23 protein-coding genes are annotated in these 22,132 nt (G+C 71.0%); 13 read left to right on the top strand and 10 right to left on the bottom strand.

The features are described from left to right. Positions 1-12 precede the first annotated feature (12 nt). The 4 genes from tatA (at position 13) to QDS12_RS16000 (ending at position 4,902) form a co-directional block, all read left to right on the top strand. Entirely contained in the window at positions 13-306 is a 294-nt protein-coding gene (tatA, locus tag QDS12_RS16015; RefSeq protein WP_279880691.1) for a twin-arginine translocase TatA/TatE family subunit, read from the top strand. Between the two features lie 80 nt (positions 307-386). Next, positions 387-1,160 carry a twin-arginine translocase subunit TatC gene (tatC, locus tag QDS12_RS16010; protein WP_279880690.1) on the top strand — a complete coding sequence of 258 codons (774 nt, stop codon included), beginning with the start codon at positions 387-389 and terminating at the stop codon, positions 1,158-1,160. A 25-nt stretch (positions 1,161-1,185) separates the two neighbouring features. Further along, positions 1,186-2,058 (top strand): diacylglycerol kinase, encoded by an 873-nt coding sequence (locus QDS12_RS16005; protein WP_279880689.1) that lies wholly within the window; start codon positions 1,186-1,188, stop codon positions 2,056-2,058. A gap of 42 nt (positions 2,059-2,100) precedes the next feature. Continuing rightward, positions 2,101-4,902: a DEAD/DEAH box helicase gene (locus tag QDS12_RS16000; protein WP_279880688.1), complete on the top strand. Its 2,802-nt coding sequence runs from the start codon at positions 2,101-2,103 to the stop codon at positions 4,900-4,902. Here the strand turns inward: QDS12_RS16000 and QDS12_RS15995 are convergent. Then, positions 4,892-5,803, bottom strand: a complete 912-nt coding sequence (locus tag QDS12_RS15995; protein ID WP_279882178.1) for a 5'-3' exonuclease — start codon at positions 5,801-5,803, stop codon at positions 4,892-4,894. The two genes, QDS12_RS16000 and QDS12_RS15995, sit on opposite strands and share 11 nt — an antisense overlap. A 384-nt stretch (positions 5,804-6,187) precedes the next feature. Between QDS12_RS15995 and QDS12_RS15990 the strand changes: the two genes are divergently transcribed. The 4 genes from QDS12_RS15990 to QDS12_RS15975 all read left to right on the top strand — a co-directional run bounded on the left by QDS12_RS15990 (position 6,188) and on the right by QDS12_RS15975 (position 9,844). Then, a complete protein-coding gene (locus QDS12_RS15990; RefSeq protein ID WP_279880687.1) occupies positions 6,188-6,643 on the top strand; it encodes an Lrp/AsnC family transcriptional regulator in 456 nt (151 codons plus the stop codon). Positions 6,644-6,964: 321 nt separating this feature from the next. Further along, positions 6,965-8,548 (top strand): apolipoprotein N-acyltransferase, encoded by a 1,584-nt coding sequence (gene lnt / locus QDS12_RS15985; protein WP_279880686.1) that lies wholly within the window; start codon positions 6,965-6,967, stop codon positions 8,546-8,548. A gap of 62 nt (positions 8,549-8,610) precedes the next feature. Further along, the gene (locus tag QDS12_RS15980) at positions 8,611-9,333 is read left to right on the top strand and encodes a polyprenol monophosphomannose synthase (protein WP_279882176.1); all 723 of its coding nucleotides are present in this window, start codon (positions 8,611-8,613) and stop codon (positions 9,331-9,333) included. 31 nt (positions 9,334-9,364) lie between these two features. Next, positions 9,365-9,844: an FxsA family protein gene (locus QDS12_RS15975; protein ID WP_279880685.1), complete on the top strand. Its 480-nt coding sequence runs from the start codon at positions 9,365-9,367 to the stop codon at positions 9,842-9,844. Positions 9,845-9,866: 22 nt separating this feature from the next. Here the strand turns inward: QDS12_RS15975 and QDS12_RS15970 are convergent, their stop codons facing one another. The 3 genes from QDS12_RS15970 to QDS12_RS15960 all read right to left on the bottom strand — a co-directional run bounded on the left by QDS12_RS15970 (position 9,867) and on the right by QDS12_RS15960 (position 12,612). Continuing rightward, positions 9,867-10,253 carry an RNA polymerase-binding protein RbpA gene (locus QDS12_RS15970; protein ID WP_279880684.1) on the bottom strand — a complete coding sequence of 129 codons (387 nt, stop codon included), beginning with the start codon at positions 10,251-10,253 and terminating at the stop codon, positions 9,867-9,869. A 206-nt stretch (positions 10,254-10,459) separates the two neighbouring features. After that, positions 10,460-11,845, bottom strand: a complete 1,386-nt coding sequence (locus QDS12_RS15965) for an MFS transporter (protein WP_279880683.1) — start codon at positions 11,843-11,845, stop codon at positions 10,460-10,462. Further along, positions 11,842-12,612 (bottom strand): glycerophosphodiester phosphodiesterase family protein, encoded by a 771-nt coding sequence (locus tag QDS12_RS15960; protein WP_279880681.1) that lies wholly within the window; start codon positions 12,610-12,612, stop codon positions 11,842-11,844. The genes QDS12_RS15965 and QDS12_RS15960 overlap by 4 nt, the downstream gene beginning before the upstream one ends. A gap of 80 nt (positions 12,613-12,692) precedes the next feature. Between QDS12_RS15960 and QDS12_RS15955 the strand changes: the two genes are divergently transcribed. After that, a complete protein-coding gene (locus QDS12_RS15955; protein ID WP_279880679.1) occupies positions 12,693-13,523 on the top strand; it encodes an SDR family oxidoreductase in 831 nt (276 codons plus the stop codon). Positions 13,524-13,526: 3 nt separating this feature from the next. Here the strand turns inward: QDS12_RS15955 and QDS12_RS15950 are convergent, their stop codons facing one another. After that, a complete protein-coding gene (locus QDS12_RS15950; RefSeq protein WP_279880677.1) occupies positions 13,527-15,059 on the bottom strand; it encodes a UDP-N-acetylglucosamine 1-carboxyvinyltransferase in 1,533 nt (510 codons plus the stop codon). A gap of 104 nt (positions 15,060-15,163) precedes the next feature. On the opposite strand from QDS12_RS15950, the gene QDS12_RS15945 reads away from it, so the two are divergent. Together QDS12_RS15945 and QDS12_RS15940 are read left to right on the top strand one after the other, a co-directional pair. Beyond that, positions 15,164-16,180 carry a zinc-dependent alcohol dehydrogenase family protein gene (locus QDS12_RS15945; RefSeq protein ID WP_279880675.1) on the top strand — a complete coding sequence of 339 codons (1,017 nt, stop codon included), beginning with the start codon at positions 15,164-15,166 and terminating at the stop codon, positions 16,178-16,180. Between the two features lie 520 nt (positions 16,181-16,700). After that, positions 16,701-16,991 (top strand): WhiB family transcriptional regulator, encoded by a 291-nt coding sequence (locus QDS12_RS15940; RefSeq protein WP_279880673.1) that lies wholly within the window; start codon positions 16,701-16,703, stop codon positions 16,989-16,991. 13 nt (positions 16,992-17,004) lie between these two features. On the opposite strand, the gene QDS12_RS15935 is transcribed toward QDS12_RS15940, so the two are convergent. After that, on the bottom strand, positions 17,005-17,754 hold the full coding sequence (locus QDS12_RS15935; protein ID WP_279880671.1) for an SDR family NAD(P)-dependent oxidoreductase: 750 nt from the start codon (positions 17,752-17,754) through the stop codon (positions 17,005-17,007). A gap of 182 nt (positions 17,755-17,936) precedes the next feature. Between QDS12_RS15935 and QDS12_RS15930 the strand changes: the two genes are divergently transcribed. Further along, positions 17,937-19,103 (top strand): aminotransferase class I/II-fold pyridoxal phosphate-dependent enzyme, encoded by a 1,167-nt coding sequence (locus QDS12_RS15930; protein WP_279880669.1) that lies wholly within the window; start codon positions 17,937-17,939, stop codon positions 19,101-19,103. Here QDS12_RS15930 and QDS12_RS15925 read toward each other — a convergent pair. Next, a complete protein-coding gene (locus tag QDS12_RS15925) occupies positions 19,092-19,472 on the bottom strand; it encodes a DUF427 domain-containing protein (RefSeq protein WP_279880667.1) in 381 nt (126 codons plus the stop codon). The two genes, QDS12_RS15930 and QDS12_RS15925, sit on opposite strands and share 12 nt — an antisense overlap. Positions 19,473-19,562: 90 nt before the next feature. On the opposite strand from QDS12_RS15925, the gene QDS12_RS15920 reads away from it, so the two are divergent. Next, entirely contained in the window at positions 19,563-20,033 is a 471-nt protein-coding gene (locus tag QDS12_RS15920; protein WP_279880665.1) for an SRPBCC domain-containing protein, read from the top strand. An 18-nt stretch (positions 20,034-20,051) separates the two neighbouring features. Here the strand turns inward: QDS12_RS15920 and QDS12_RS15915 are convergent, their stop codons facing one another. The 3 genes from QDS12_RS15915 to QDS12_RS15905 form a co-directional block, all read right to left on the bottom strand. Further along, complete coding sequence (locus QDS12_RS15915) at positions 20,052-20,504, bottom strand: VanZ family protein (protein WP_279880663.1); 453 nt, start codon at positions 20,502-20,504, stop codon at positions 20,052-20,054. A 42-nt stretch (positions 20,505-20,546) separates the two neighbouring features. Further along, entirely contained in the window at positions 20,547-21,149 is a 603-nt protein-coding gene (locus QDS12_RS15910; protein ID WP_279880662.1) for an MOSC domain-containing protein, read from the bottom strand. A gap of 654 nt (positions 21,150-21,803) precedes the next feature. Continuing rightward, positions 21,804-22,085 (bottom strand): hypothetical protein, encoded by a 282-nt coding sequence (locus tag QDS12_RS15905; RefSeq protein WP_279880659.1) that lies wholly within the window; start codon positions 22,083-22,085, stop codon positions 21,804-21,806. Positions 22,086-22,132: the final 47 nt, after the last annotated feature.

Here is a 22,132-nt window from a genome sequence, read left to right as displayed (position 1 = left end):
TGTGAGGACCTCATGACTTCGCTGCTCATCGGTGGCCTTGGTACGCCCGAGCTCATCTTGATCCTGCTCGTGCTCGTGCTGCTCTTCGGCGCCTCCAAGCTGCCGGAGCTCGCTCGTGGCAGCGGCCGCGCACTGCGCATCTTCAAGGCCGAGACCAAGGGCCTCATCGACGGGGACGACGACGAGGCCGAGACCAAGCCGCCGGCCCAGCGCACCGCCGAGTTGGCCAACAAGCAGGCGGAGCTCGACGCGAAGCAGGCGGAGCTCGACGCAGAGCGCGAGCGTCTGCAGCGCGGCGAACTCTGACCCGGTAGTCGGTGGTACTCGCCGGCCTCGTCGACCTCTTCCGAGGCCGACCGCACCATCCCGTCGGGGACGACGGCCGGATGGCCCTGTCGGACCATCTGCGTGAGCTGCGCGCCCGCATCATCCGCTCGGTGGCCGTCCTCGTCGTCGCCTTCTGCGTCGCGCTCTTCTTCTACGACCAGCTGCTCGAGCTCGTCATGCGGCCCTACAACCACGCCCAGGAGTCGTTGGGCGACAAGGTCGACACGACCGCCTACATCAAGGGCGCCACGGGTCCGCTGCTGCTGCAGATGAAGCTGTGCGGCGTCGCTGCCGTCGTCGCCTCCAGCCCCTACTGGCTGTTCCAGATCTGGGGCTTCGTCATGCCCGGGCTGCACCCGCACGAGAAGAAGTGGACGCGGATCTTCATCTCGATCGCCGGCCCGCTCTTCCTCATCGGCGTCGCGACGGGCTACTACGTCCTGCCCAAGGGCCTCGACGTCCTGATCGGCTTCACCCCGGCCAACCTCAAGTCGCTGGTCGAGTTCGGCGAGTACTTCTCGTTCTTCACCCGGATGCTGCTCGTGTTCGGGATCGCGTTCGAGATCCCGCTGTTCGTCATCCTCCTCAACCTCGCCGGCGTCCTCCCCGGACGGGCGCTCGCGAAGTACCGGCCGTGGATCATCCTCGGCACGATGGTGTTCGCGGCCGTCGCGACGCCGTCGACCGACCCGTTCTCGATGCTCATGCTGGCCATCCCGATGCTGATCCTGTTCGGCGTGGCCGAGGTCATCGCCCGCGCCGTCGACCGGGCCCGCGGACGCCGGCGCGAGAGCACGCAGCAGTGGGGCGACGACGAGCTCTCGCCCCTCTGAGCCCGACTGCCACTAGTCTTCGCGCGTGACGCGCGTGCTTGCCCTGTTGCCGAACCCCGTGGCCGGGAGCGGCCGCAACGACCAGACGGTCGCGGCCGTCGCCGCCCGGCTGCGGCAGGGCGGGGTCGACGTCCGCGAGCTGACCGGCACCGATGCCGCCGACTCGACCCGGTTGGCCAGGCAGGCGGTCGCCGACGGCGTCGACGGGCTCGTCGTCTGCGGCGGCGACGGGATGGTCAACCTGGCTGCCCAGGTCCTCGCCGGCACCGACACGCCGCTGGGCATCATCCCGACGGGGACCGGCAACGACACCGCCCGCGCGCTCGGACTGGCGGTCAAGGACCCGCTCGCCGCGGCCGACGTCATCGTCGGCGGTCGGACCCGCGTCATCGACCTGGCTCGCAGCGGCGACCGCTACTTCGTGACCGTGATGGCCGCCGGCTTCGACGCGGCCGTCAACGAGAGGGCCAACCGGATGAGCTGGCCGAAGGGGCAGCTCAAGTACAGCGTCGCCATCCTCGCCGTGCTCAAGGAGTTCAGGCCGATCAGCTACACCCTCGACCTCGACGGCGAGGCCCGCCAGGTCGACGGCATGCTCGTCTCGATCGGCAACAGCGACTCGATGGGCGGCGGCCTCAAGGTGACCCACGGGGCCGAGCTGGACGACGGCCTGCTCGACGTCGTGCTCTTCACCAGCGTGCCCCGGCGCGAGCTGATCAGGATGTACCCGAAGCTCTTCTCCGGCGGCCACACCACCCACCCGGCGTACGAGCGGCACCGCGTGAAGCGGGTGACCGTGGCCGCGCCCGGCGTCGTCGCGTACGCCGACGGGGAGCGCTTCGGCGACCTGCCCCTCACCGTCGAGGTGGTCCCGGGCGCTCTCACGGTGTTCGCGTAGGTCTCGACGGGCTCGACCACCAGGTGCCGGTAGGTTGGAGCCATGGACGCCGACCTGTCGCCGGCGGAGCGTTACGCCAGCTTCAGCCGCGATCGCAACCACCCGGTGTTCCGGGACTTCGCGGCCCTCTACCAGTTCCCGCTCGACGAGTTCCAGGCACGCGCCTGCCGGGAGATCGAGGACGGTCGCGGCGTGCTCGTCGCGGCGCCCACCGGCTCCGGCAAGACGGTCGTCGGCGAGTTCGCCATCCACCTCGCCCTGGCGACCGGGCGCAAGGCGTTCTACACGACGCCGATCAAGGCGCTGTCGAACCAGAAGTACCACGACCTCGTCGACCGCTACGGCGCGGACCAGGTCGGCCTGCTGACCGGCGACAACACCATCAACGGCGAGGCGCCGGTGGTCGTGATGACCACCGAGGTGCTCCGCAACATGCTCTACGCCGGCTCCTCCACGCTCCTCGGCCTCGGCTTCGTCGTGATGGACGAGGTGCACTACCTGGCCGACCGCTCCCGTGGCGCGGTGTGGGAGGAGGTCATCATCCACCTCCCCGAGTCGGTGACCCTGGTGTCGCTGAGCGCGACGGTCAGCAACGCCGAGGAGTTCGGCGAGTGGCTCTCGACGGTGCGCGGCGACACCACGACGATCCTCGAGGAGCGGCGGCCGGTCCCGCTCTACCAGCACGTCATGGTCGGCAAGCGCATCACCGACCTGTTCGCGTCGTCAGACGTCGACGCGGCGGCCGGCTTCGTCAAGGAGGGCGCCCCGGTCAACGGCGAGCTGCTGCGGATCGCTCGCGACGACTGGGCCTCGACCCGGATCCGCGACCGCCGCAGCCCCCGCGACCGGAACGCCAAGGGAACCGCCAAGGACCGCCGCAACGTCGGCAACGGACGGCGGGTGTGGATCCCGTCGCGCGTCGACGTCATCGACGCCCTCGAGCGCGACCGGCTGCTGCCCGCCATCGTGTTCGTGTTCAGCCGGGTCGGCTGCGACGCCGCCGTCACCCAGTGCCTGTCCGCCAACGTCCGGCTGACCACGCTCGACGAGCGCGACGAGATCTACGAGTACGTCGAGGCGGCCTGCGCCGACCTGCCCGCCGACGACCGGCACGTCCTCGGCTACCACGACTGGCTCGACGGGCTCACCCGCGGCGTCGCCGCCCACCACGCCGGCATGCTCCCGGCCTTCAAGGAGGTCGTGGAGGAGCTCTACCTGCGCGGCCTCATCAAGGTCGTCTTCGCGACCGAGACGCTCGCGCTCGGTATCAACATGCCGGCCCGGACCGTCGTCATCGAGAAGCTGACGAAGTGGAACGGCGAGACGCACGCCGACATCACGCCGGGGGAGTACACCCAGCTCACCGGGCGGGCCGGCCGACGGGGTCTCGACGTCGAGGGCCACGGCATCGTCCTGTGGCAGCCGGGCATGAACCCCGGCGAGGTCGCCGGACTGGCCTCCACCCGCACCTACCCGCTCCGGTCCAGCTTCCGGCCGTCGTACAACATGGCGGTCAACCTGGTGCACCAGTTCGGCCGGTCGACCTCGCGGGAGCTGCTCGAGCAGTCGTTCGCCCAGTTCCAGGCCGACAAGGCGGTGGTCGGGCTCGCCCGGCAGCTCAAGAAGGCCGAGGACGCGCTCGAGGGCTACCGCGAGGCGGCGACCTGCGACAAGGGCGACTTCATGGAGTACGCCGCGCTGCGCCGGCGCATCAGCGACGTCGAGAAGGACGCGTCCCGTGCCCGGCGGGCGGACCGTCGCGACGAGGTCGTGCAGTCGCTGTCTCGTCTCAAGATCGGCGACGTCATCGACGTACCGTCCGGGAAGTTCGCCGGGTACGCCGTCGTCGTCGACCCCGGCTTCGACCCGGACAGCCCGCGACCCTACGTGGTGACGCTCGACCGGCAGGCCAGGCGGCTGGGGATGATCGACTTCCAGGCGCCCGTCCACGCCCTCAGCCGGATGCGGATCCCCAAGAGCTTCAACGGCCGCAACCCGCAGATGCGCCGCGACCTGGCCAGCGCGCTGCGCGAGCGGACGCGAGACATCCCGCCGTCCCACCTGCGCTCCGACGAGGAGCGGGCGGGGAAGGGCGCGCTGCCCGCCGGCGTGGAGCGCGAGATCTCCGAGCTGCGCCAGCAGCTCAAGGCCCACCCCTGCCACTCCTGCCCCGAGCGGGAGGACCACTCGCGATGGGCGGAGCGCTGGTTCAAGCTCCGCCGTGACGCCGACACCCTCGCCCGTCGCGTCGAGTCGCGGACCAACACCGTCGCGCGCCAGTTCGACCGGGTCTGCGACGTGCTCACCGCGCTCGGCTACCTCGACGGCGAGGAGGTCACCCCGCGCGGTCGCCCGCTGATGAGGCTCTACTCGGAGCTGGACCTGGTCGCCGCCGAGTCGTTGCGCCTCGGCGTCTGGGACGGGCTGAGCGCCTCGGAGCTGGCCGCCGCGCTGTCGACGCTCGTCTTCGAGGCACGCCGCCCCGACGACGCCTCGGCGCCGCGCCTGCCCGGTGGCCGAGCCCGGGAGGCGATCGCGGCGATGGTGCGCATCTGGGCCGACCTGGACGCGCTGGAGCGCGACAACAAGCTCGACTTCCTCCGCCAGCCGGACCTGGGCTTCGCCTGGGCGGCGTTCCGCTGGGCCGAGGGCGATGACCTCGACGACGTCCTCGGCAGCATCGAGCTCGCCGCCGGCGACTTCGTGCGCTGGATGAAGCAGCTCATCGACCTGGCCGGTCAGGTCGCCAGCGCCGCCGGCGACTCGCCGGTCCGCAAGCGCGCCCGAGAGCTGGTGGACCTGCTCAAGCGGGGCGTCGTGGCCTACTCGGGTCTCAGCGATTGAGGCCGGCGAGCGCGTTCACGAGCCGGGTCGCCGGGCCGGCGAGGTTGAACTTCTCCGCCAGCTCCGCGACGCGGTCCGGGTCGGCCGGGGTCCGGGGGAGCGCGGTGCCGGTTCGGTCGACCGGCAGGTCGCGAGCGACGGCGACGACCTGGGGCGCGACGGCGAGGTAGTCGGCCGCCGCCTTGATCTTCGTGCGCGGACCGGGCGCCATGCCCGACTCCGGGTCCGCGGCGGCTGCGAGGATGCCGTCCAGGTCGCCGAACCGACCGAGCAGCCCGGCCGCCGTCTTCTCGCCGACGCCCGCGACACCGGGCAGGCCGTCGGAGTTGTCACCCCGCATGGTCGCGAAGTCGGCGTACTGGTCGGCGTGGACGGCGTACTTCCCGAACACCCACGCGTCGTCGACCTTCTCGTGGTTGCCGACGCCGCGGGCGATGTAGAGGACGCGCACCTCGGCCTCGTCGTCGACGAGCTGGAACAGGTCGCGGTCGCCGGTGACGACATCCACCGGCATCCCCGCGCCGGTCGCGAGCGTGCCGATCACGTCGTCGGCCTCGTAGCCGTCGGCGCCCCGCACCGCGATCCCGAACGCCTCGAGGACGTCGGCGATGATCGGCACCTGGATCTCGAGCGGGTCCGGCACCTCCTCGACGTCGGGTCCGACCGGGTTCTCCGTCACGACGCGGTGTGCCTTGTAGGACGGGATGAGGTCGACCCGCCACTGCGGCCGCCAGTCGTTGTCCCAGCAGCAGACCAGGTCGGTGGGGGAGTACTGCTCGACCAGCCGGGCGATGAAGTCGAGCAGCCCGCGCACGGCGTTCACGGGTGTCCCGTCCGGCGCGGTGATGTCCGGCACGCCGAAGAAGGCGCGGAAGTACATCGAGGCGGAGTCGAGCAGCATCAGCCGTGGGCGTCCGTCAGTCACGCTCGCAGACTACTGATACTGCCGGGGAACAGATGGGTTCGCCGTCCCGAGTCCGCCCGACGACCCGACCAAGCCATCCGTTTTCTGGAGACGACTCACTCAGGCGGGTGGGCGCACCACCCACCCTTCGCGCGGTCCTCCGGATGCTCCTCGAGTTACGCCTGCCGGCCAGCCCACCCCAGGCGGCGGTGAGCCATCAACCGATCCGCCGGCGACAACGGTTGACCACTCACCGCTCGTGGCCGCTCGGGGCCGCTCGGGGCCGCTCGGGGCCGCTCGGGGCACCCGCCGCCCCGCAGACCGTCCGGAATCCCATCACCTCGACGGACGCCCCATGGCGGGGTGGCTACAGTGACCGCCGTGACAGATTCGGCCGTCGAAGGCACCGACCGCAAGATCCTCCAGCTCCTGGCGGATGACGGCCGGATGTCCTTCACCGATCTGGGCAAGGCGACGGGCCTGTCCACCTCCGCCGTGCACCAGCGGGTGAAGCGGCTCGAGCAGCGCGGCCTGATCCAGGGGTACGGCGCCACGGTGAACCACGCCGAGCTCGGACTGCCGCTGACGGCGTTCGTCGCCATCCGTCCCATCGACCCCTCTCAGCCCGACGACTGCCCGGACCGGATCCGCCACATCACCGAGATCGAGTCGTGCTGGTCGGTCGCCGGCGAGGAGTCCTACATGCTCAAGGTGCGCACGGCGACGCCCGCGGCACTGGAGGACCTGCTCGGCCGGATCCGCAACGTCGCCAACGTCGCAACGCGCACGACCATCGTCCTCTCGACCTACTACGAGAACCGGCCCGTCACCGATTGAGGGGACCGTCCCGGCGTGTCGACCGCGACACGCCGGGATAGTCGCGAATTCACCCCCATGGATTTCCCTGCCGTACACCATTGCTGACCTGCGAGAACACTCGTCTTCCCAGGTCAGGCGCGGGTTGACGGCCCCTCCTCTCGGCAGCGAGTCTGTGTCGGTCCGTTGTCGCGGACTCACCGCCGCGGAAGGACCCCGGTCTCGATAGACAACTCCCGCGCCTTGGCACCCAGCCGGGCGCGGGCTGGACCGACGTGCACCGGGGTCCTTCCCGACGATCATCGGCGCGAACTCCTCAGGAAGACCGCGTAACGTGTGCGCGTGCCGCGCGTCCTGGTCCTTCTCGTCCGACTGGCGCTCGCCGTCGGGTCCGGACTGCTCCTCGCCGCGTCGTTCGAGCCCGTGGGGTTGCCGTGGCTGCTGCCGTTCGCGGTCGCCGGCTTCTTCCTCTCGGTCCGTGGGGCGCGATCACGGGTCGGGTTCGTCGTCGGCCTGGCGTTCGGGATCTCGTTCTACTTCACGCACATCGTCTGGATGCGCAGCTCCGTGGGTGCCGACGCCTGGGTCGGCCTCGCGGGCGTCGAAGCGCTGTTCTACGCCGCGCTGGGGGCCATCCTGCCGCCACTGTCGCGGCTGCCGCTGTGGCCCCTGTGGGTGGCGGCGGCCTGGTCGACGATGGAGTTCGTCCGCAGCGCCTGGCCGTTCAGCGGCATGCCCTGGGGCCGGCTGGCCTATGCGGTGATCGACACCCCGGTCGCCCCGTCCATGGCGTACGTCGGCGCGACCGGCGTCAGCTTCGGGCTGGCGCTGCTCGGCGCGCTGCTGACGTGGCTGCTGGTCGCCCGGCGCGGTCGGCACCTCCTCGGTGTCGCGGGGATCGTCGCCGTCCTCGCCGCGATCGCGGTGGCCGACGTACGGCCGTGGCGGGCGGGGGAGACCGGGCACCTGCAGGTCGCCGCGGTCCAGGGCAACGTGCCGGGCCCCGGCAACGACGTCCTCTACGACCACCGCCAGGTGACGCGCAACCACGCCGAGGCCACCATGAAGCTGGCCGGCGACGTGCGGGCCGGCACCGCGAAGGCTCCCGACTTCGTGCTGTGGCCGGAGAACTCCACGGCCGTCGACCCGTTCGAGGACGGCGCCGACAACGCCGCGATCGTCTCGGCGGTCCAGTCGGCCGGCGTGCCCGTCGTCGTCGGCGGCATGGTCAACGGGGACGCCACCCATGTCTACAACCAGGGCATCGTCTGGGATCCGGCCACGGGTCCGGGACAGCGCTACACCAAGCACCACCCGGTGCCGTTCGGGGAGTACATCCCGTTCCGCGACATCCTCAACGGCTGGAACTTCGGGCGGCTGGCCATCATCGGTCGCGACATGGTGGCCGGTACCAGCAAGGACCCGATCACCGTCGCGGGCACGAAGGTGGCCGACGCGATCTGCTTCGACGTGGCCTACGACGACGTGCTGGACGACCAGGTCGCCCGCGGCGCCCGCCTGGTGACCGTGCAGACCAGCAACGCGACGTTCATCTTCACCCACCAGATCGAGCAGCAGTTCGCCATCACCCGGCTGCGGGCCATCGAGACGGGCCGCTACGTCGTCGTCGCGTCCACCAACGGGCTCAGCGGTGTCATCGCCCCTGACGGGCACGTGGTCGCGAAGGCCCAGCCGCGCACGACGACGGTGCTCGACGAGCAGGTCGGGCTGCTCGACGCGCTCACTCCGGCCGTCCGCATGGGCGCGTGGCCGGGCCGCGCCCTCTCCGTCGTGACGATCGTCGGCCTGGTGCTCGCTGCCCTGACACGTCGTCGTCGGCGTAGCGTTGGGCCCGCACCCCAGCATGACGTACCCGACGCACCCGATGCGCCGGATGCCCCCGACCAGGAGATGAGCCTCACGTGAGCGACAGCAGGACCGGCGCGGCCGGAGGCGGGACGCACCCCGCCGAGCTCGGCCGGGTGGTCATGGTCGTGCCGACCTACAACGAGGCCGACAACCTGGAGTGGATCGTCGAGCGTCTGCGCCGCGCCCAGCCCGAGGTCGACGTCCTGGTCGTCGACGACGGCTCGCCGGACGGCACCGGCGCGATCGCCGACCGGCTCGCGGCCGCCGACCCGCAGGTCCACGTCCTGCACCGGACCGAGAAGGCGGGGCTGGGCGCCGCCTACCTCCACGGCTTCCGCTGGGCCCTGGACGCCGGCTACGACGTGATCGGGGAGATGGATGCGGATGGCTCCCACCAGCCCGAGGAGCTCCGCCGGTTGCTCCACGCCCTGACCACCGCCGACCTGGTCATCGGGTCGCGCTGGGTGCCTGGCGGCTCCGTGGTGAACTGGCCGCTCTCCCGCGAGGCGCTCTCGCGAGGCGGCAACCTGTACGTGCGCATGCTGCTGGGCATCAAGGTGCGTGACGCGACGGCCGGCTTCCGGCTCTTCCGCCGTTCCACCCTCGAGAAGATCGACCTCGCCACCGTGCAGTCGACCGGCTACGTCTTCCAGACCGAGCTCGTGACGCGGACCCTGCGAGCAGGCCTCACGGTGACCGAGGTCCCCATCGAGTTCGTCGAGCGCGTCCGCGGTGCGTCGAAGATGAGCGGCGCGGTCGCCGCCGAGTCGATGAAGCGGGTCACCCGCTGGGGCATCCAGCAGCGGCGCGAGCAGCTGCGCCGGGCGTGGGGCCGGCGCTGATCCCGCTTGCCAGGCGCGGGATCATGGAGGGGTGAGCCCTCCCCGAAACCGTCGCCGCCCCGCCTGGGTCTGGGCCGTGCTGGTCGCTTTCCTCGTCGTCCCGATCCTCGAGCTCTGGGTGTTGATCCAGGTCGGCCAGGCCATCGGCGTCGGCTGGACGCTCATCCTGCTCGTCGCCGACTCGATCTTCGGCACCTGGCTGATCAAGCGAGAGGGCGTCAAGGCGTACGCCGCCCTGCGCGAGGCGCTGGGGAGCGGGCGGATGCCGCACCGCGAGCTCGCGGACGGCGCGCTCATCGTGCTGGCCGGCGCCCTCATGCTGAGCCCCGGCTTCGTCACCGACGTCTTCGGCGTGCTGCTCCTCCTGCCGTTCACCCGCCCGTTCGGGCGTCGGGTGCTGACCTCGCTCGTCGCGCGCCGGGTGACGGTCGTCGCCGCGCGGCGCGGCCGGACAGCAGAACGCCCCGGACCGGGAGAGGACTCCGTGGTCCGGGGCGAGGTGATCGACTGACCCTGGCCAGAGGGTCAGGTCGTCAGACGCTCGTCTTGCGCTTCCTGCTGTTGACGCGGTGCAGGTGCGCCGGGCCGATCTCACCGTCGCGGAGCAGCTCGAGGCGCTCCTTCAGGATCTCCTCGAGCTCCTTCTCGGAGCGGCGCTCGAGCAGCATGTCCCAGTGCGTACGGGCCGGCTTCTCGTTCTTGGCCTCGGGCTGCACGCCGGAGACGCTCAGCGCCTCCTGACCGCAGCGCGGGCACTCCCACACCGCGGGGACGTCTGCCTCGTCCGACATCGTGATCTCGAACTCGTGCCCCTGCGGGCAGCGGTACCCGACCTGCTGACGCGCGGCGAACTCGATGCCGCGCTCATCCTCGAAGCTCTGACCTCCGAGTCGGGCACCTCGTAGTGTGCGCTCCGCCATCGCGGCACCTCCATGTCTCGTTCCCCGGGCCCGCCGGTCGGGCGGCTTGCCGAAGACCCCTCGTTGAGACGACCGTGCCGGTCGCTCGTGACGACGTACGGCGCTGTCCCCTTCGTGAAGTCTTCAACGGTAGCGAGCCGCCCAAGATTCCGACAATCACCCGGTTCCCGTGGGGGATGTCGGTCACACACGAGGTGACGAAGCGCTCAGACGACCGCGGGGGCGGTGTTGCCGGCCTCGGCGATCCCGCGCCGGGTGTCGAGACGCAGCAGGAAGACCAGGCCGAGCGCGAAGAAGACGACGAGCGACAGGATCGCGGGCCGGTAGGACCCGGTGACCTGGAACACGACACCGAAGAGCAGGGTGCCGAACCACGACGTCCCGCGCTCGCACGCGTTGTAGAGGGCGAAGTACTCGCCCTCGCGGCCGCGCGGGATGAGGAGGCTGTAGAACGACCGCGACAGCGCCTGCGTGCCGCCCATGACGAGCGCGATCGCCACGCCGGCGAGCATGAAGAGCGCGATGTTGCGCTCCGGCAGGAACATCGCGGCGACCACGATGACCATCCACGCGACGGTGCCCCAGACGAGGCAGCGATAGGCGCCGTGGCGGCGGGCCACCCGGCCGAAGAACAGGGCGCCGCCGAAGGCGACGAACTGGATGAGCAGGATGGCGGCGATGAGCACGCTGTCGCCGAAGTGCAGCTGCTTCGACCCGTAGATCGAGGCGCTGTAGATGACGGTCTGGATGCCGTCGTTGTAGAAGAGGTAGGCGAGCAGGAACGTCAGCGTCATGGGGTAGTGGCGCAGGTCCTTGAGGGTGACCCAGAGCTGGCCGAAGCTGCGCCTGATCAGGCCGCCCGGCTCGGGGACGACGTCCCGGGGCGGGGTGTTCCGGAGCTTCACGACCGGGATGACCGTGAAGCCGGCCCACCACAGCGCGGCGCTCAGCAGCGAGAGGCGGACCGCCAGCTCCTTGTCGAGGCCGAGCGCGTCGTGGCCGAGCACCATGCCGAGGTTGATGAGGAGCAGCAGGCCGCCGCCGAGGTAGCCGAACGCCCAGCCCCTGGCCGACACGGTGTCGCGCTCGTCCTCGGTGGAGATGTCGACGAGCATCGCGTAGTAGCTGACCAGCGAGCAGCCGCCGAGGATGCTCGCGACCACGACGGCGGCCGCGCCGAGCTGCCAGTGGTCGCCCTGGAGGAAGAACAGCAGCGCGGCGAAGAACGAGCCGGCCCAGGCGAACCAGGCCATGTGCATCTTCTTGCGGCCGCTGCGATCGACCATGGCGCCGACGATGGGCAGGATGAACGCGCTGGCGATGGTCGCGAAGCTCGTCAGGTACGACGGCAGCGAGCCGGCGGCCAGGTGGAGGCCCAGCACGTCGACCGTCTTCTTGCACGTGTCGTCGGGGCTGTCGCCGCAGCCCGCGGCGCGGCCCGCAACGGTGATCATCAGTGGACCGAACAGGACGGTGAGCGTCGTCGTGTAGAACGCCGAGTTCGCCCAGTCGTACCAGTTCCAGGCACGCTGCTGGGCGCGTCGGCGGACCGGCGCGAGATCCGCGATCGGCGCCGGGTTCGTCTGACTCATCGCTCTTCCCTCCACTGGCCGCGCTCGAGGAGCACGTCCTTCAACAGATCCGTCCGGTCGGTCATCAGACCGTCCACCCCGCGGTCGAGCAGCGCTCGCATCTCAGCCGGGTCGTCGATGGTCCACACGTGCACCTGCACGCCGTTGGCGTGCGCGCGGCGGATCAGCCCGCGGCTCGCCACGGTGAGCGGCCCGCGCGTGTGGGGGATCTGCAGCGCCACCGGCCGGCCCGGGGTGAGCATCCGGGCGAGCCGGGCGCTCGGCACGACCAGGTAGGCCGCCACCTCGAGGGGGTGCGCGCCGGTGCGCGCGCGACCGCGCGAGAGCCGGCGGAACTCCCGCAGCGTCGTGGGGGAGAAGGAGGTGACGATCGTGCGGTCGAAGGCGTCGCGCTCCTCCAGGAACGCGGCGAGCGCCAGCGCCGCCGGGGCCGCCTTGAGGTCGATGTTGAACCTGACCTGCGGGAAGGCGTCGAAGAGCTCGGCCAGCGTCGGGACCTGGTGGTGGGTGCCGATGCGCGCCGCCCTGACGTCGGCGAGCGTCATGCCGGCGATCTCGCCCCTGGTGTCGGTCACCCGGTCGAGCACCGCGTCGTGGAAGGCCAGCAGCACGCCGTCGCTGGTCGTGTGCACGTCGGTCTCGAGGTGGGTGTAGCCGAGCGCGACGGCGTGCTCGAACGCCGCCATCGTGTTCTCCAGCCCCTCGATCTCGGGGTGGTAGGCGCCGCCTCGGTGGGCGAACGCGACCACCGGGCCCTGGTTGATCACGGGGGAGAGTATGACGTGCCCCACGCCGGTACGCGCACAGGCTTGCCTTGAAGCGCACTCCGGGTTCTAGCGTCGACGCCATGACCGATCCCAAGAACTGGTTCATCACCGGCGCGTCGCGTGGCTTCGGCCGCGAGTGGGCGATCGCCGCCCTCGAGCGCGGCGACCGCGTCGCCGCCACGGCACGCGACACCGCCACCCTCGACGACCTCGCCGAGAAGTACGGCGACCGGCTGCTCCCGCTGCAGCTCGACGTCACCGACCGGGCCGCCGACTTCGCTGCCGTCGAGCGCGCGCACCAGACGTTCGGCCGCCTCGACGTCGTGGTCAACAACGCCGGCTACGGCCACTTCGGCTTCGTCGAGGAGCTGTCCGAGGACGACCTGCGTCGGCAGATGGAGACGAACTTCTTCGGCCTGGCGTGGATCACCCAGGCGGCGCTCCCGTTCCTGCGCGAGCAGGGGAGCGGCCACCTCATCCAGGTCACCTCGATCGGCGGTCTCTCGGCGTTCCCGCTGCTCGGCGCCTACCACGCCTCGAAGTGGGCGGTCGAGGGCTACACCCAAGCGCTGGCCGCCGAGGTCAAGGGCTTCGGGATCGACGTGACGCTCGTCGAGCCGGCCGGCTTCGCGACCGACTGGAGCGGCAGCTCCTCCGTGCACTCGGAGCCGCTCCCGGCGTACGACGAGCTGCGCCGGCGGGCGCAGGAGGCGCGCGCGAGCCGCAACGCCCAGGGCCCCGGCGACCCGCGCTCGTCCGCCGAGGCGCTGCTGCGCATCGTCGACGCCGAGGAGCCGCCCCTGCGCTGTCTCTTCGGGGCGGCCGCCCTCGGCATCGTCAGGGGCGACTACGAGTCGCGGCTGGCGGGGTGGGAGAAGTGGGACGACGTCGCCCAGCTCGCCCAGGGCTGAGGATCAGCTGCTGAGGTCGCGGAACGGCTCGATGTTGGCGCCGAGCTCGTTGAGCCGCTCCGCGAGATCCTCGTAGCCGCGGGCGATGACGTACGTCGACCGCAGCACGCTGGTGCCCTTGCTGGCCAGCATCGCCAGCAGGATCACGACGGCCGGGCGAAGCGCCGGCGGGCAGACGATCTCCGCACCCGAGAAGTGGGTGGGGCCCTCGATCATCACCCGGTGGGGGTCGAGCAGCTTGACCTGGCCGCCGAGCTTGGTGAGCTCGGTGAGGTAGATCGCGCGGTTCTCGTAGACCCAGTCGTGCAGCAGCGTCTGCCCGGTGGCGACGGCGGCGATGACCGCGAAGAACGGCAGGTTGTCGATGTTGAGGCCCGGGAACGGCATCGGGTGGATCTTGTCGTTGGGCGCGTGCAGCGTCGAGTGCTTCGTCCTGATGTCGACCAGCCGCGTCTTGCCGTTGGCGGCGTCGTACTCCTCGGAGCGCTCGTAGCGGAAGCCCATCTCCTCCAGCGTGGCCAGCTCGATCTCGAGGAACTCGATCGGCACGCGGCGGATGGTGATCTCGGAGTCGGTCACGATCGCGGCCGCGAGCAGGCTCATCGCCTCGATCGGGTCCTCGGCCGGCGCGTAGTCGACGTCGACGTCGATGGTCTCCAGGCCGGTCACCGACAGCGTGGTGGTGCCGATGCCCTCGACCTGCACGCCGAGCCGCTGCAGGTAGAAGCAGAGGTCCTGGACCATGTAGTTGGAGCTGGCGTTGCGGATGACCGTCGTGCCCGGGTGGAGCGCGGCGGCCATCAGCGCGTTCTCGGTGACGGTGTCGCCGCGCTCGGTGAGCACGATCGGCCGGCCCGGGACGATCTTCGGGTCGACGGAGGCGTGGTAGGCGCCCTCGCTCGCCTTGACCTCGAGGCCGAAGGAGCGCAGCGCCGCCATGTGGGGCTCGACGGTGCGGGTGCCGAGGTTGCAGCCGCCGGCGTAGGGCAGGTCGAACGACTGCACGCGGTGCAGCAGCGGGCCGAGGAACATGATGACGGAGCGGGTACGCCGCGCCGCGTCCTCGTCGACGTTGTCGAGGCGCAGCTCACGCGGCGGCACGATCTCGAGGTCGTTGTCGTCGTTGAGCCACCGGGTGTGCACGCCGAGGCTGTTGAGCACCTCGATCAGCCGGTTGACCTCCTCGATGCGGGCCACCTTGCGCAGCGTGGTGCGGCCCCGGTTGAGGAGCGACGCGCACAGCAGGGCGACGCCGGCGTTCTTGGACGTCTTGACGTCGATGCTGCCGGACAGCGTCGTGGGGCCGGTGACCCGCAGGTGGACCGGGCCGAGGCCCAGGCTCACGATCTCGGAGTCGACGGCCTCGCTGATGCGGGCGATCGTCTCCAGCGTGAGGTTCTGCTGGCCCTTCTCGATGCGGTTGATGGCACTCTGGCTGGTTCCGAGTCGATCGGCCAGCTGCGCCTGCGTCAGCCCGCGGTGGGTGCGGGCGTCGCGGATGAGGTTGCCGATGCGGCCCTTGTATCCCTCGCTCATGCCCGTCACGTTAACTCATATATGAGATAAAGCAACACTCGGCGAGCCGGGCGTGTCGGGGAGGGGGAGGGTTGCTCCGACGGCGCCTCTGACACCATAGCCACATGCGCGCAACGACCCTGCACGGACTGAAGGACATCCGCTTCACCGAGGTCCCCGACCCCGTCATCGAAGCGCCGACCGACGCCGTCGTCAAGATCGTGGCGAGCTGCATCTGCGGCTCCGACCTGTGGAACTACCGTGGCGAGAACAAGATCAAGCCCGGCATGACGATCGGCCACGAGTGCCTCGGCCGTGTCGAGGAGGTCGGCTCCGCGGTGACGTCGTTCCGCCCGGGCGACCTGGTCATCGTGCCGTTCGTGCACTGCGACAACACCTGCCCGCACTGCCGTGCCGGCGTGCAGTCCGCGTGCGCCCACGTCGGCTTCACGGTCAGCGGTCAGGCGGAGTACGCCCGCGTGACGCAGGCGGAGGGATCCCTCTACAAGATCGACGGCGACCCCGGGACAGAGCTGCTCCCGTCGCTGCTCAGCCTCAGTGACGTGATGGCCACCGGCTGGCACGCTGCCGTCGCGTCCGGCGTACGGAAGGGCGGCACCGCGGTCGTCGTCGGCGACGGCGCCGTCGGGCTCTGCGGCGTGCTCGCCGCCTCCGTCATGGGTGCCGAGAAGGTCATCGCGATGTCACGCCACGCCGACCGCCAGAAGCTCGCCCTCGAGTTCGGCGCCACCCACATCGTCGAGGCCCGCGGCGAGGAGGGCGAGGCAGCCGTGCTCGACCTCACCGACGGCGTGGGAGCCGACGCGGTCCTCGAGTGCGTGGGGACCGACCAGGCGATGCGTACGGCGTTCAGCGTGGCGCGCCCCGGATCCACCGTCGGCTTCGTCGGCGTACCCCACGGCGTCGAGCTGCCGGTCGGGCAGATGTTCCGGAAGAACGTCGGCCTCGCCGGCGGCATGGCCCCGGTCCGCCGCTACCTCCCGGAGCTGCTGCCGCTCGTGCTGGAGGGCCGGATCGAGCCCGGCCGGGTCTTCGACAAGACGCTGCCGCTGGCGTCGGTCGCTGAGGGCTACCGCGCGATGGACGAGCGCACCGCGATTAAGGTGTTCCTGCAGCCCTGACCTCGGCCGGCACCGCGCCGACCTCGGGCGGACCCTCCGGGTCGAGGTGCGGGGAGGTTGAAGTCGGAGGTAGTCGCCGCCGAACGCCGCCCGGCCGACCGTCGTCAGGGACGGCTGACCGCCGGCGTCAGCGGTCGTCGCTAGCCGCGGCGCGGCGCCGGCACGTCACCTGGGAACGGGTGTGCGGCGCAGCCGCACGTCCCGTCATCACACGCCAGGTAGCGATGGCCCGCGTGGCCGCAGCGCGGACACGGCAGGTCGTGCGACAGGTGCTCTGTCGTGACCTCGACGGTGTCCCACATTTGCTCGGCCCTCCTGAACCCACGATGCGCTCTCAGGGCTCTCCACCTGAGGAGGTGACGCGGCGTGTTCGGATACCGATACGGCAAGGCTGCGCCGGGACTGAGCGTCGACGCGCGAGGGCCTCCGAGAACCACCCGTTCGGATCAGCGCGATCTCCGGGTGTGACTAGGGAACTCTCCCGATGTGGCCAGGTACCTCAGACGGCCACGCTGAGGGTATGCACAGCGCCTTCGACTCCCTCCTGCCGAGCTCCCTCGTCGCGGCCGACGAGGCGCCCTGCGCTGGCATGGAGGGCGACCTCTGGTTCACGTCCCACCCGACCGCGGTCGAGCGCGCCAAGTCCCTGTGCCGCGGATGCCCGCTGCAGGAGTCGTGCCTGGCCGACGCGATCGAGCGCCGCGAGCCCTGGGGCGTCTGGGGCGGCGAGCTCTTCGAGAACGGCGCGATCGTCACCTTCAAGCGCCCCCGCGGCCGTCCGCGCAAGGACGCGACCCGGCTCGCGAGCTGAGGGTGACGCGCCGTCAGAGCCGGGCGAGCACCGTGCCGCCGTGGATGCCGACGACCTGGCCGGTGATGAAGCCGGCGTCGGGGGAGGCGAGGTAGGCAACGGCCGACGCGACCTCGTCGGGCGTACCAGGGCGCCCCATCGGGATACGGGCGGTGCGCTGCGCGACGAGCTCGGGGGTGCGCCTCGTGTCCCAGAACTCGGTGTCCGGAACGAACCCAGGGGCGACCGCGTTCACCGCGATGCCGTCGCCGGCCAGCTCCGCCGCCAGGCCGGTCACCCAGGTGTTGATCGCTCCCTTGGCCGCGCCGTAGGAACCGCTGCCGCGCAGCGCGGCGACCGAGCTCATCGCGACCACACGCGCGCCCGGCCGGCGCAGCAGGGGACGCAGGGCCTCGGTCGGGAGCACCGCGGACAGCACGTTGAGCTCGAACTCGGCGGTCCAGTCCCGCGCCACCGCCTCGAGGTCGTCGCCGGTCGACGGCGCGTTGCCACCCGCGTTGAGCACCAGGACGTCGACCCCGTCGGCGCACGCGTCCGCCAGGCGGCGTACGTCGGCCGGGACGGTGCAGTCGGCGGCCAGCACCGAGACCCGCTCCGCTCCGAGGTCCCGATTGACGGCCGACGCGGCGTCCTGAAGGACGGCTTCACGACGGCCGACGACGAGCACAGCCAGTCCGTCGTGGGCCAGACGCCGGGCGATGGCCCGGCCGAGTCCGGTGCCGCCGCCGGTCACGACGGCCCGTCGGGATTGAGGGCTGCTCATGCTGGCACTCTAGGTCCTTCCGGGCGACGGGCCGACGGGTTATGGCGGCGTCCCGGGCGCCGATCCTTCGGGGCGGCCACGCCGACCGTGCCCGCGGCGACGCGGTCATCGACGTGTCGCTGTCCGACCTGCTCGGCGGGGCCGCGCCGGACCGTGCCTGAGCAGCCGCTACGGTCGGAGGCATGAGCACCGCCGTGACCTCCGCCGAGCCGCTCGACGTCCTCCGTCGGCGGACCAGCGAGAAGTGGACGACGCACCCGCCGGACGTGCTCCCGATGTTCGTGGCGGAGATGGACTTCCCGCTGGCACCTGCGATCAAGGCTGTGCTGCTCGAGGCGATCGAGCGAGGGGACACCGGTTATGTCAACCCGCAGCTGCCCGCGGTCCGCGAGTCCTTCGCCGACTTCGCGGGGGAGCGCTGGGGCTGGGTGCCCGACGTGGACCGGATGCGCACCACCACCGACGTGAGCGTGGTGATCGTCGAGACCCTGCGCCGACTCGCCGCACCCGGCGACGGCGTGATCATCACGCCGCCGACGTATCCGCCGTTCTTCGACCTGATCCCGGAGGCCGACGGCGTCGTGGTCGAGGTGCCGCTGGCGGATGACGGCGCGTCCTACGCGCTGGACCTCGACGGGATCGACCGGGCGCTCGCCGACGGTGCCCGCGGCGTCCTGCTCTGCAACCCGCACAACCCGCTCGGGCTGGTGCACTCGCGCGAGACGCTGACCGAGCTGTCACGGATCGTGGCCCGCCACGACGGCTTCGTGCTCAGCGACGAGATCCACGCGCCTCTCACGCACGCCGGGCACGAGTTCACGCCCTACCTCACGGTCTCCGAGGACGCGCGCGAGCACGGCATCGCGGCGCACTCGGCGAGCAAGGCCTTCAACCTCGCCGGCCTCAAGTGCGCGTTCTTCGTCGCCGGGTCCGAGCCGATGGCGGCGATCGTGGACGCGCTTCCCGCGGAGGTCTCGGTCCGCACCGGACTGCTCGGGGCGATGGCGACCGAGGCCGGGTTCTCGGAGGCCCGTGACTGGCTGGCGGGCACCCTCGCCACCGTCGAGCAGAACCTCGACCTGCTGGAGGAGCTGCTCGAGCGCGACCTGCCGACGGTCCGGCTCCGTCGTCCCCAGGCCAGCTATCTGGCCTGGCTCGACATGTCGGGCCTGGGCTGGGGCGACGACCCGGCGCAGCGCGCGCTCGACGACGCACGGGTCGCCCTGTCGAGCGGCCTCATGTTCGGCGCCGAGGGCGCGGGCCACGCGCGGATGAACGTCGGCTGCGCGCCCGAGACGATCGTCGAGGCCGTCGCGCGGCTGGCTCGCGCGGCCGCCTCAGTCAGCTGACGTCTCGCCGACCCGCACGCGGTCGGGATAGAAGGCGACGTACTCCTTGATCTCGGCCATGGCGGGGTGCGGCGTCTCGTAGGTCCAGACGGCGTTGTCGAGGAGGCCGTCGTCGGTGCGGATGCTGAAGTAGCTCGCGTCGCCCTTGTAGCGGCAGTAGGTGGAGTGCTCGGTCCGCTCGAGCAGGGACATGTTCACGTCGGCACGGGGGAAGTACTGCACGGCGGGGTAGTCCGCCTCCTGGAGCGTGAGCGTCGCCGAGGAGTCGGCGATGGTGCGGTCGCCGACGACGGCGGTGACGCGCGCGCCGTCGCGACGCACGGTGATGGGGTGATCAGGGCTGGGGGCGAGGACCGGCTTCTGGCTCATGTGAGGCGGAACACGTCGCAGGGCCGGACGATTCCCCGGCGTGGACATCACGCGGGGGACCGGATCATGTCCACCCGATAGCGTCGCTCCATGCCTCGGACGGACAGCGCCTCCCGCGTGATCGCCGCACCTGCCGAGGAGGCGTACGCCGCCCTGGTCGATCCTGCGGCCCTGGAGGCGTGGCTGCCGCCGACCGGCATGACCGCCCGCGTCGACGAGCTCGACCTGCGGCCCGGCGGTGCCTACCGGATGGTCCTGACCTACGACGACCCGGCGGGCGCGCACGGGAAGTCGACCGCCGACGCGGACGTCGTCGACGCCCGGTTCGTGGAGATCGTTCCCGGGGCCCGTGTGGCGTACGCCGTGCGCTTCGTGTCCGACGACCCGGCCTACGCGGGGGTCATGACGATGACCTGGCACGTCGCCGAGGTCGGCGGCGGCACTCGCGTCGACGTCGTCGCGGTGGACGTCCCCGAGGGCATCTCGCCCGAGGACCACGCGACCGGGATGGCGTCGTCGCTCGACCATCTCGCGGCCTACCTCGAGAACCGTCGCCGCTGACCCGTGCGCCGTGGCGGCTCAGCGCGCCAGTTGGACGCTGCGACGACGCCGGTGACGTCTGAGCGTCGCCGGGAGGGTGAGCACCAGCGCGACGGCGACCCCGATCGCGGCGCCGATGCCGTTCGCCATCAGGTCGCGACCGTCCGGGACCCGGCCGGGGATCTCGTGCTGGAGGGACTCGATGCCCACCGTCAGCGCGAACGACGCGATCAGTGCGAGCCACCAGCCACCGGCTCCGAACAGGAGCAGCAGGAAGATCCCCACGGGGACGAACAGCGCGATGTTGGCGAGGAACTCGAAGCGGCTGTAGTCGATCGACTCGGCGTACCCGCGCCGGTGGAGCGCGTCGAGGACGCGCTCGGCGAGCTGCGCCTGGCCGGTGTGCTGGTCCTGCGGCGTCAGCGTGAGCCAGCCGACGAACACCAGGTAGGCGCCGGTCAGCAGGCTCAGGAACGGATGACGGTGGAGCACCGTGCCAGTGTGCCGCCCGGCGCAACCGCCACGGGTGTGCCGCTAGACCGGAACCAGTGCCTCGTGGGGACCGGCGGGGAGCTCGACAGCGATCGGCATCCCGGGGCGGACCTCGCCGCCGAACTCCACGACGGCCATGACCCCCGCCTTGCGGACGATGCCGACCCCGTCGACCGACTCGGCGCCTCCGGTCGGGCCGAGCGCGACGTCCGACGAGGACGCGCGTCCGTCGGCCCGGGCGACGACGACCTTGAGCAGCCCCGCCGAGAAGTCGTTGATCTGGCGGCAGGGGTTCCGGAGGCCGGTGAGGCGCAGCACGGCGTCGCCGATCCGGAGCAGCGTCCCGGTCGGCAGCGCGAGGAGGTCGAGTCCGCCGGTCAGGATGTTCTCGCCGAGCCCGCCGGGTCCGACGTCGTGCCCGGCGGCGCGAGCCTCGTCCAGCAGCTCCTGGTGGATCAGGTGGACCTGGCGCAGGTTGGGCTGGTTCGGGTTGCGGCGCACGCGAGAACGGTGCTGGACGAGCGTGCCGGCGTGTGCGTCCCCAGCGACGCCCATGCCGGCGACCAGGGTGATCGCATCCTGCGGTGTCTTGCTGAACCGATGGATCTCGTCGCGGGAGACCGCCGTCACCGTTCCGTCAACCATGGCGGCATCGTAGGACCGACGATCCGGGGCGGTGACGGGGCCTCACGAGATCGCCGATAGCGCCCGATGCGGTGCCAGCGAAACGGCTGCCCGGACTCCATCGGCGTCAACGCCTGGCGACGGTCCATGGCGGTCCGTCACGTCGAACCAACCCACGAGCTCACAGTCACCACGACCGACCTGCACCGCTGCGACAACCCGTGGCCGAGGTCCAAGATCGGCTCCGGGTGCTGCGCCAGGCCGCCAAGCGCGACCGCGTCGACCTAGGCGCCTTCGGGACCTACGTCGAGCAAGGCTCCAAGAACGGCATGACCCACGCCCACATCGTCGTCAAGGCCACCGGCTCGACTTCGACTGGCTACGTCGTCGACTCGCCTCAGCAGGCTTCGGCCAGCGGTTCACCTACTCGGTCATCAAGTCCGATGCGGAGTTCGCGTCCTACGTCGGCAAGGGCTTCGCTGCCTACGCCGTCAAGGGCTACCGCACCGACGCCGACGACGCACTCCGGCTCAACGCAGGCCGCGTCGGACACTTCTCCCGCGGCTTCTTCCCAGACGGCGTACGACGCGCCGAGGTCGCATCCCTGGCGGCCTACTCAGAGGCGTCCGACGAGCCGTCACCCTGGATTGCTCGAGTCTGGTCCTGACGGGTTCGTCAGCCCGCCGCCAGCGTCAGCCGGGCGATCCTGAGCAGGCGCTCGTAGTACGGCTGTGCGGCTGGCGGGAACGCGCTCAGCGATCGCTGCAATTCGTCTGCGGCCTGACCCAAGCGCGACAGGTCGGCTGTCGACAACGACCCAGCCCTGGTTGCCCAGCCGTAAATGTCAGCATCGATCATGACGGCGTCGACCTGGCCGTACTCCAGGCCTTTCTCCACTGACGCTGGAAACGGGTCTGCCATGTGGAGGCGCATCTCTACCTTCAGGGCGTGGGGCACACACCGCAGCGTAGATCCGGTGCGTCCCGGCTGGATCGCCGATAAGG

This window comes from Nocardioides sp. CER19, assembly GCF_029846275.1.
GTDB lineage: Bacteria > Actinomycetota > Actinomycetes > Propionibacteriales > Nocardioidaceae > Nocardioides.
This window is presented reverse-complemented; position numbering and strand designations above follow the sequence as displayed.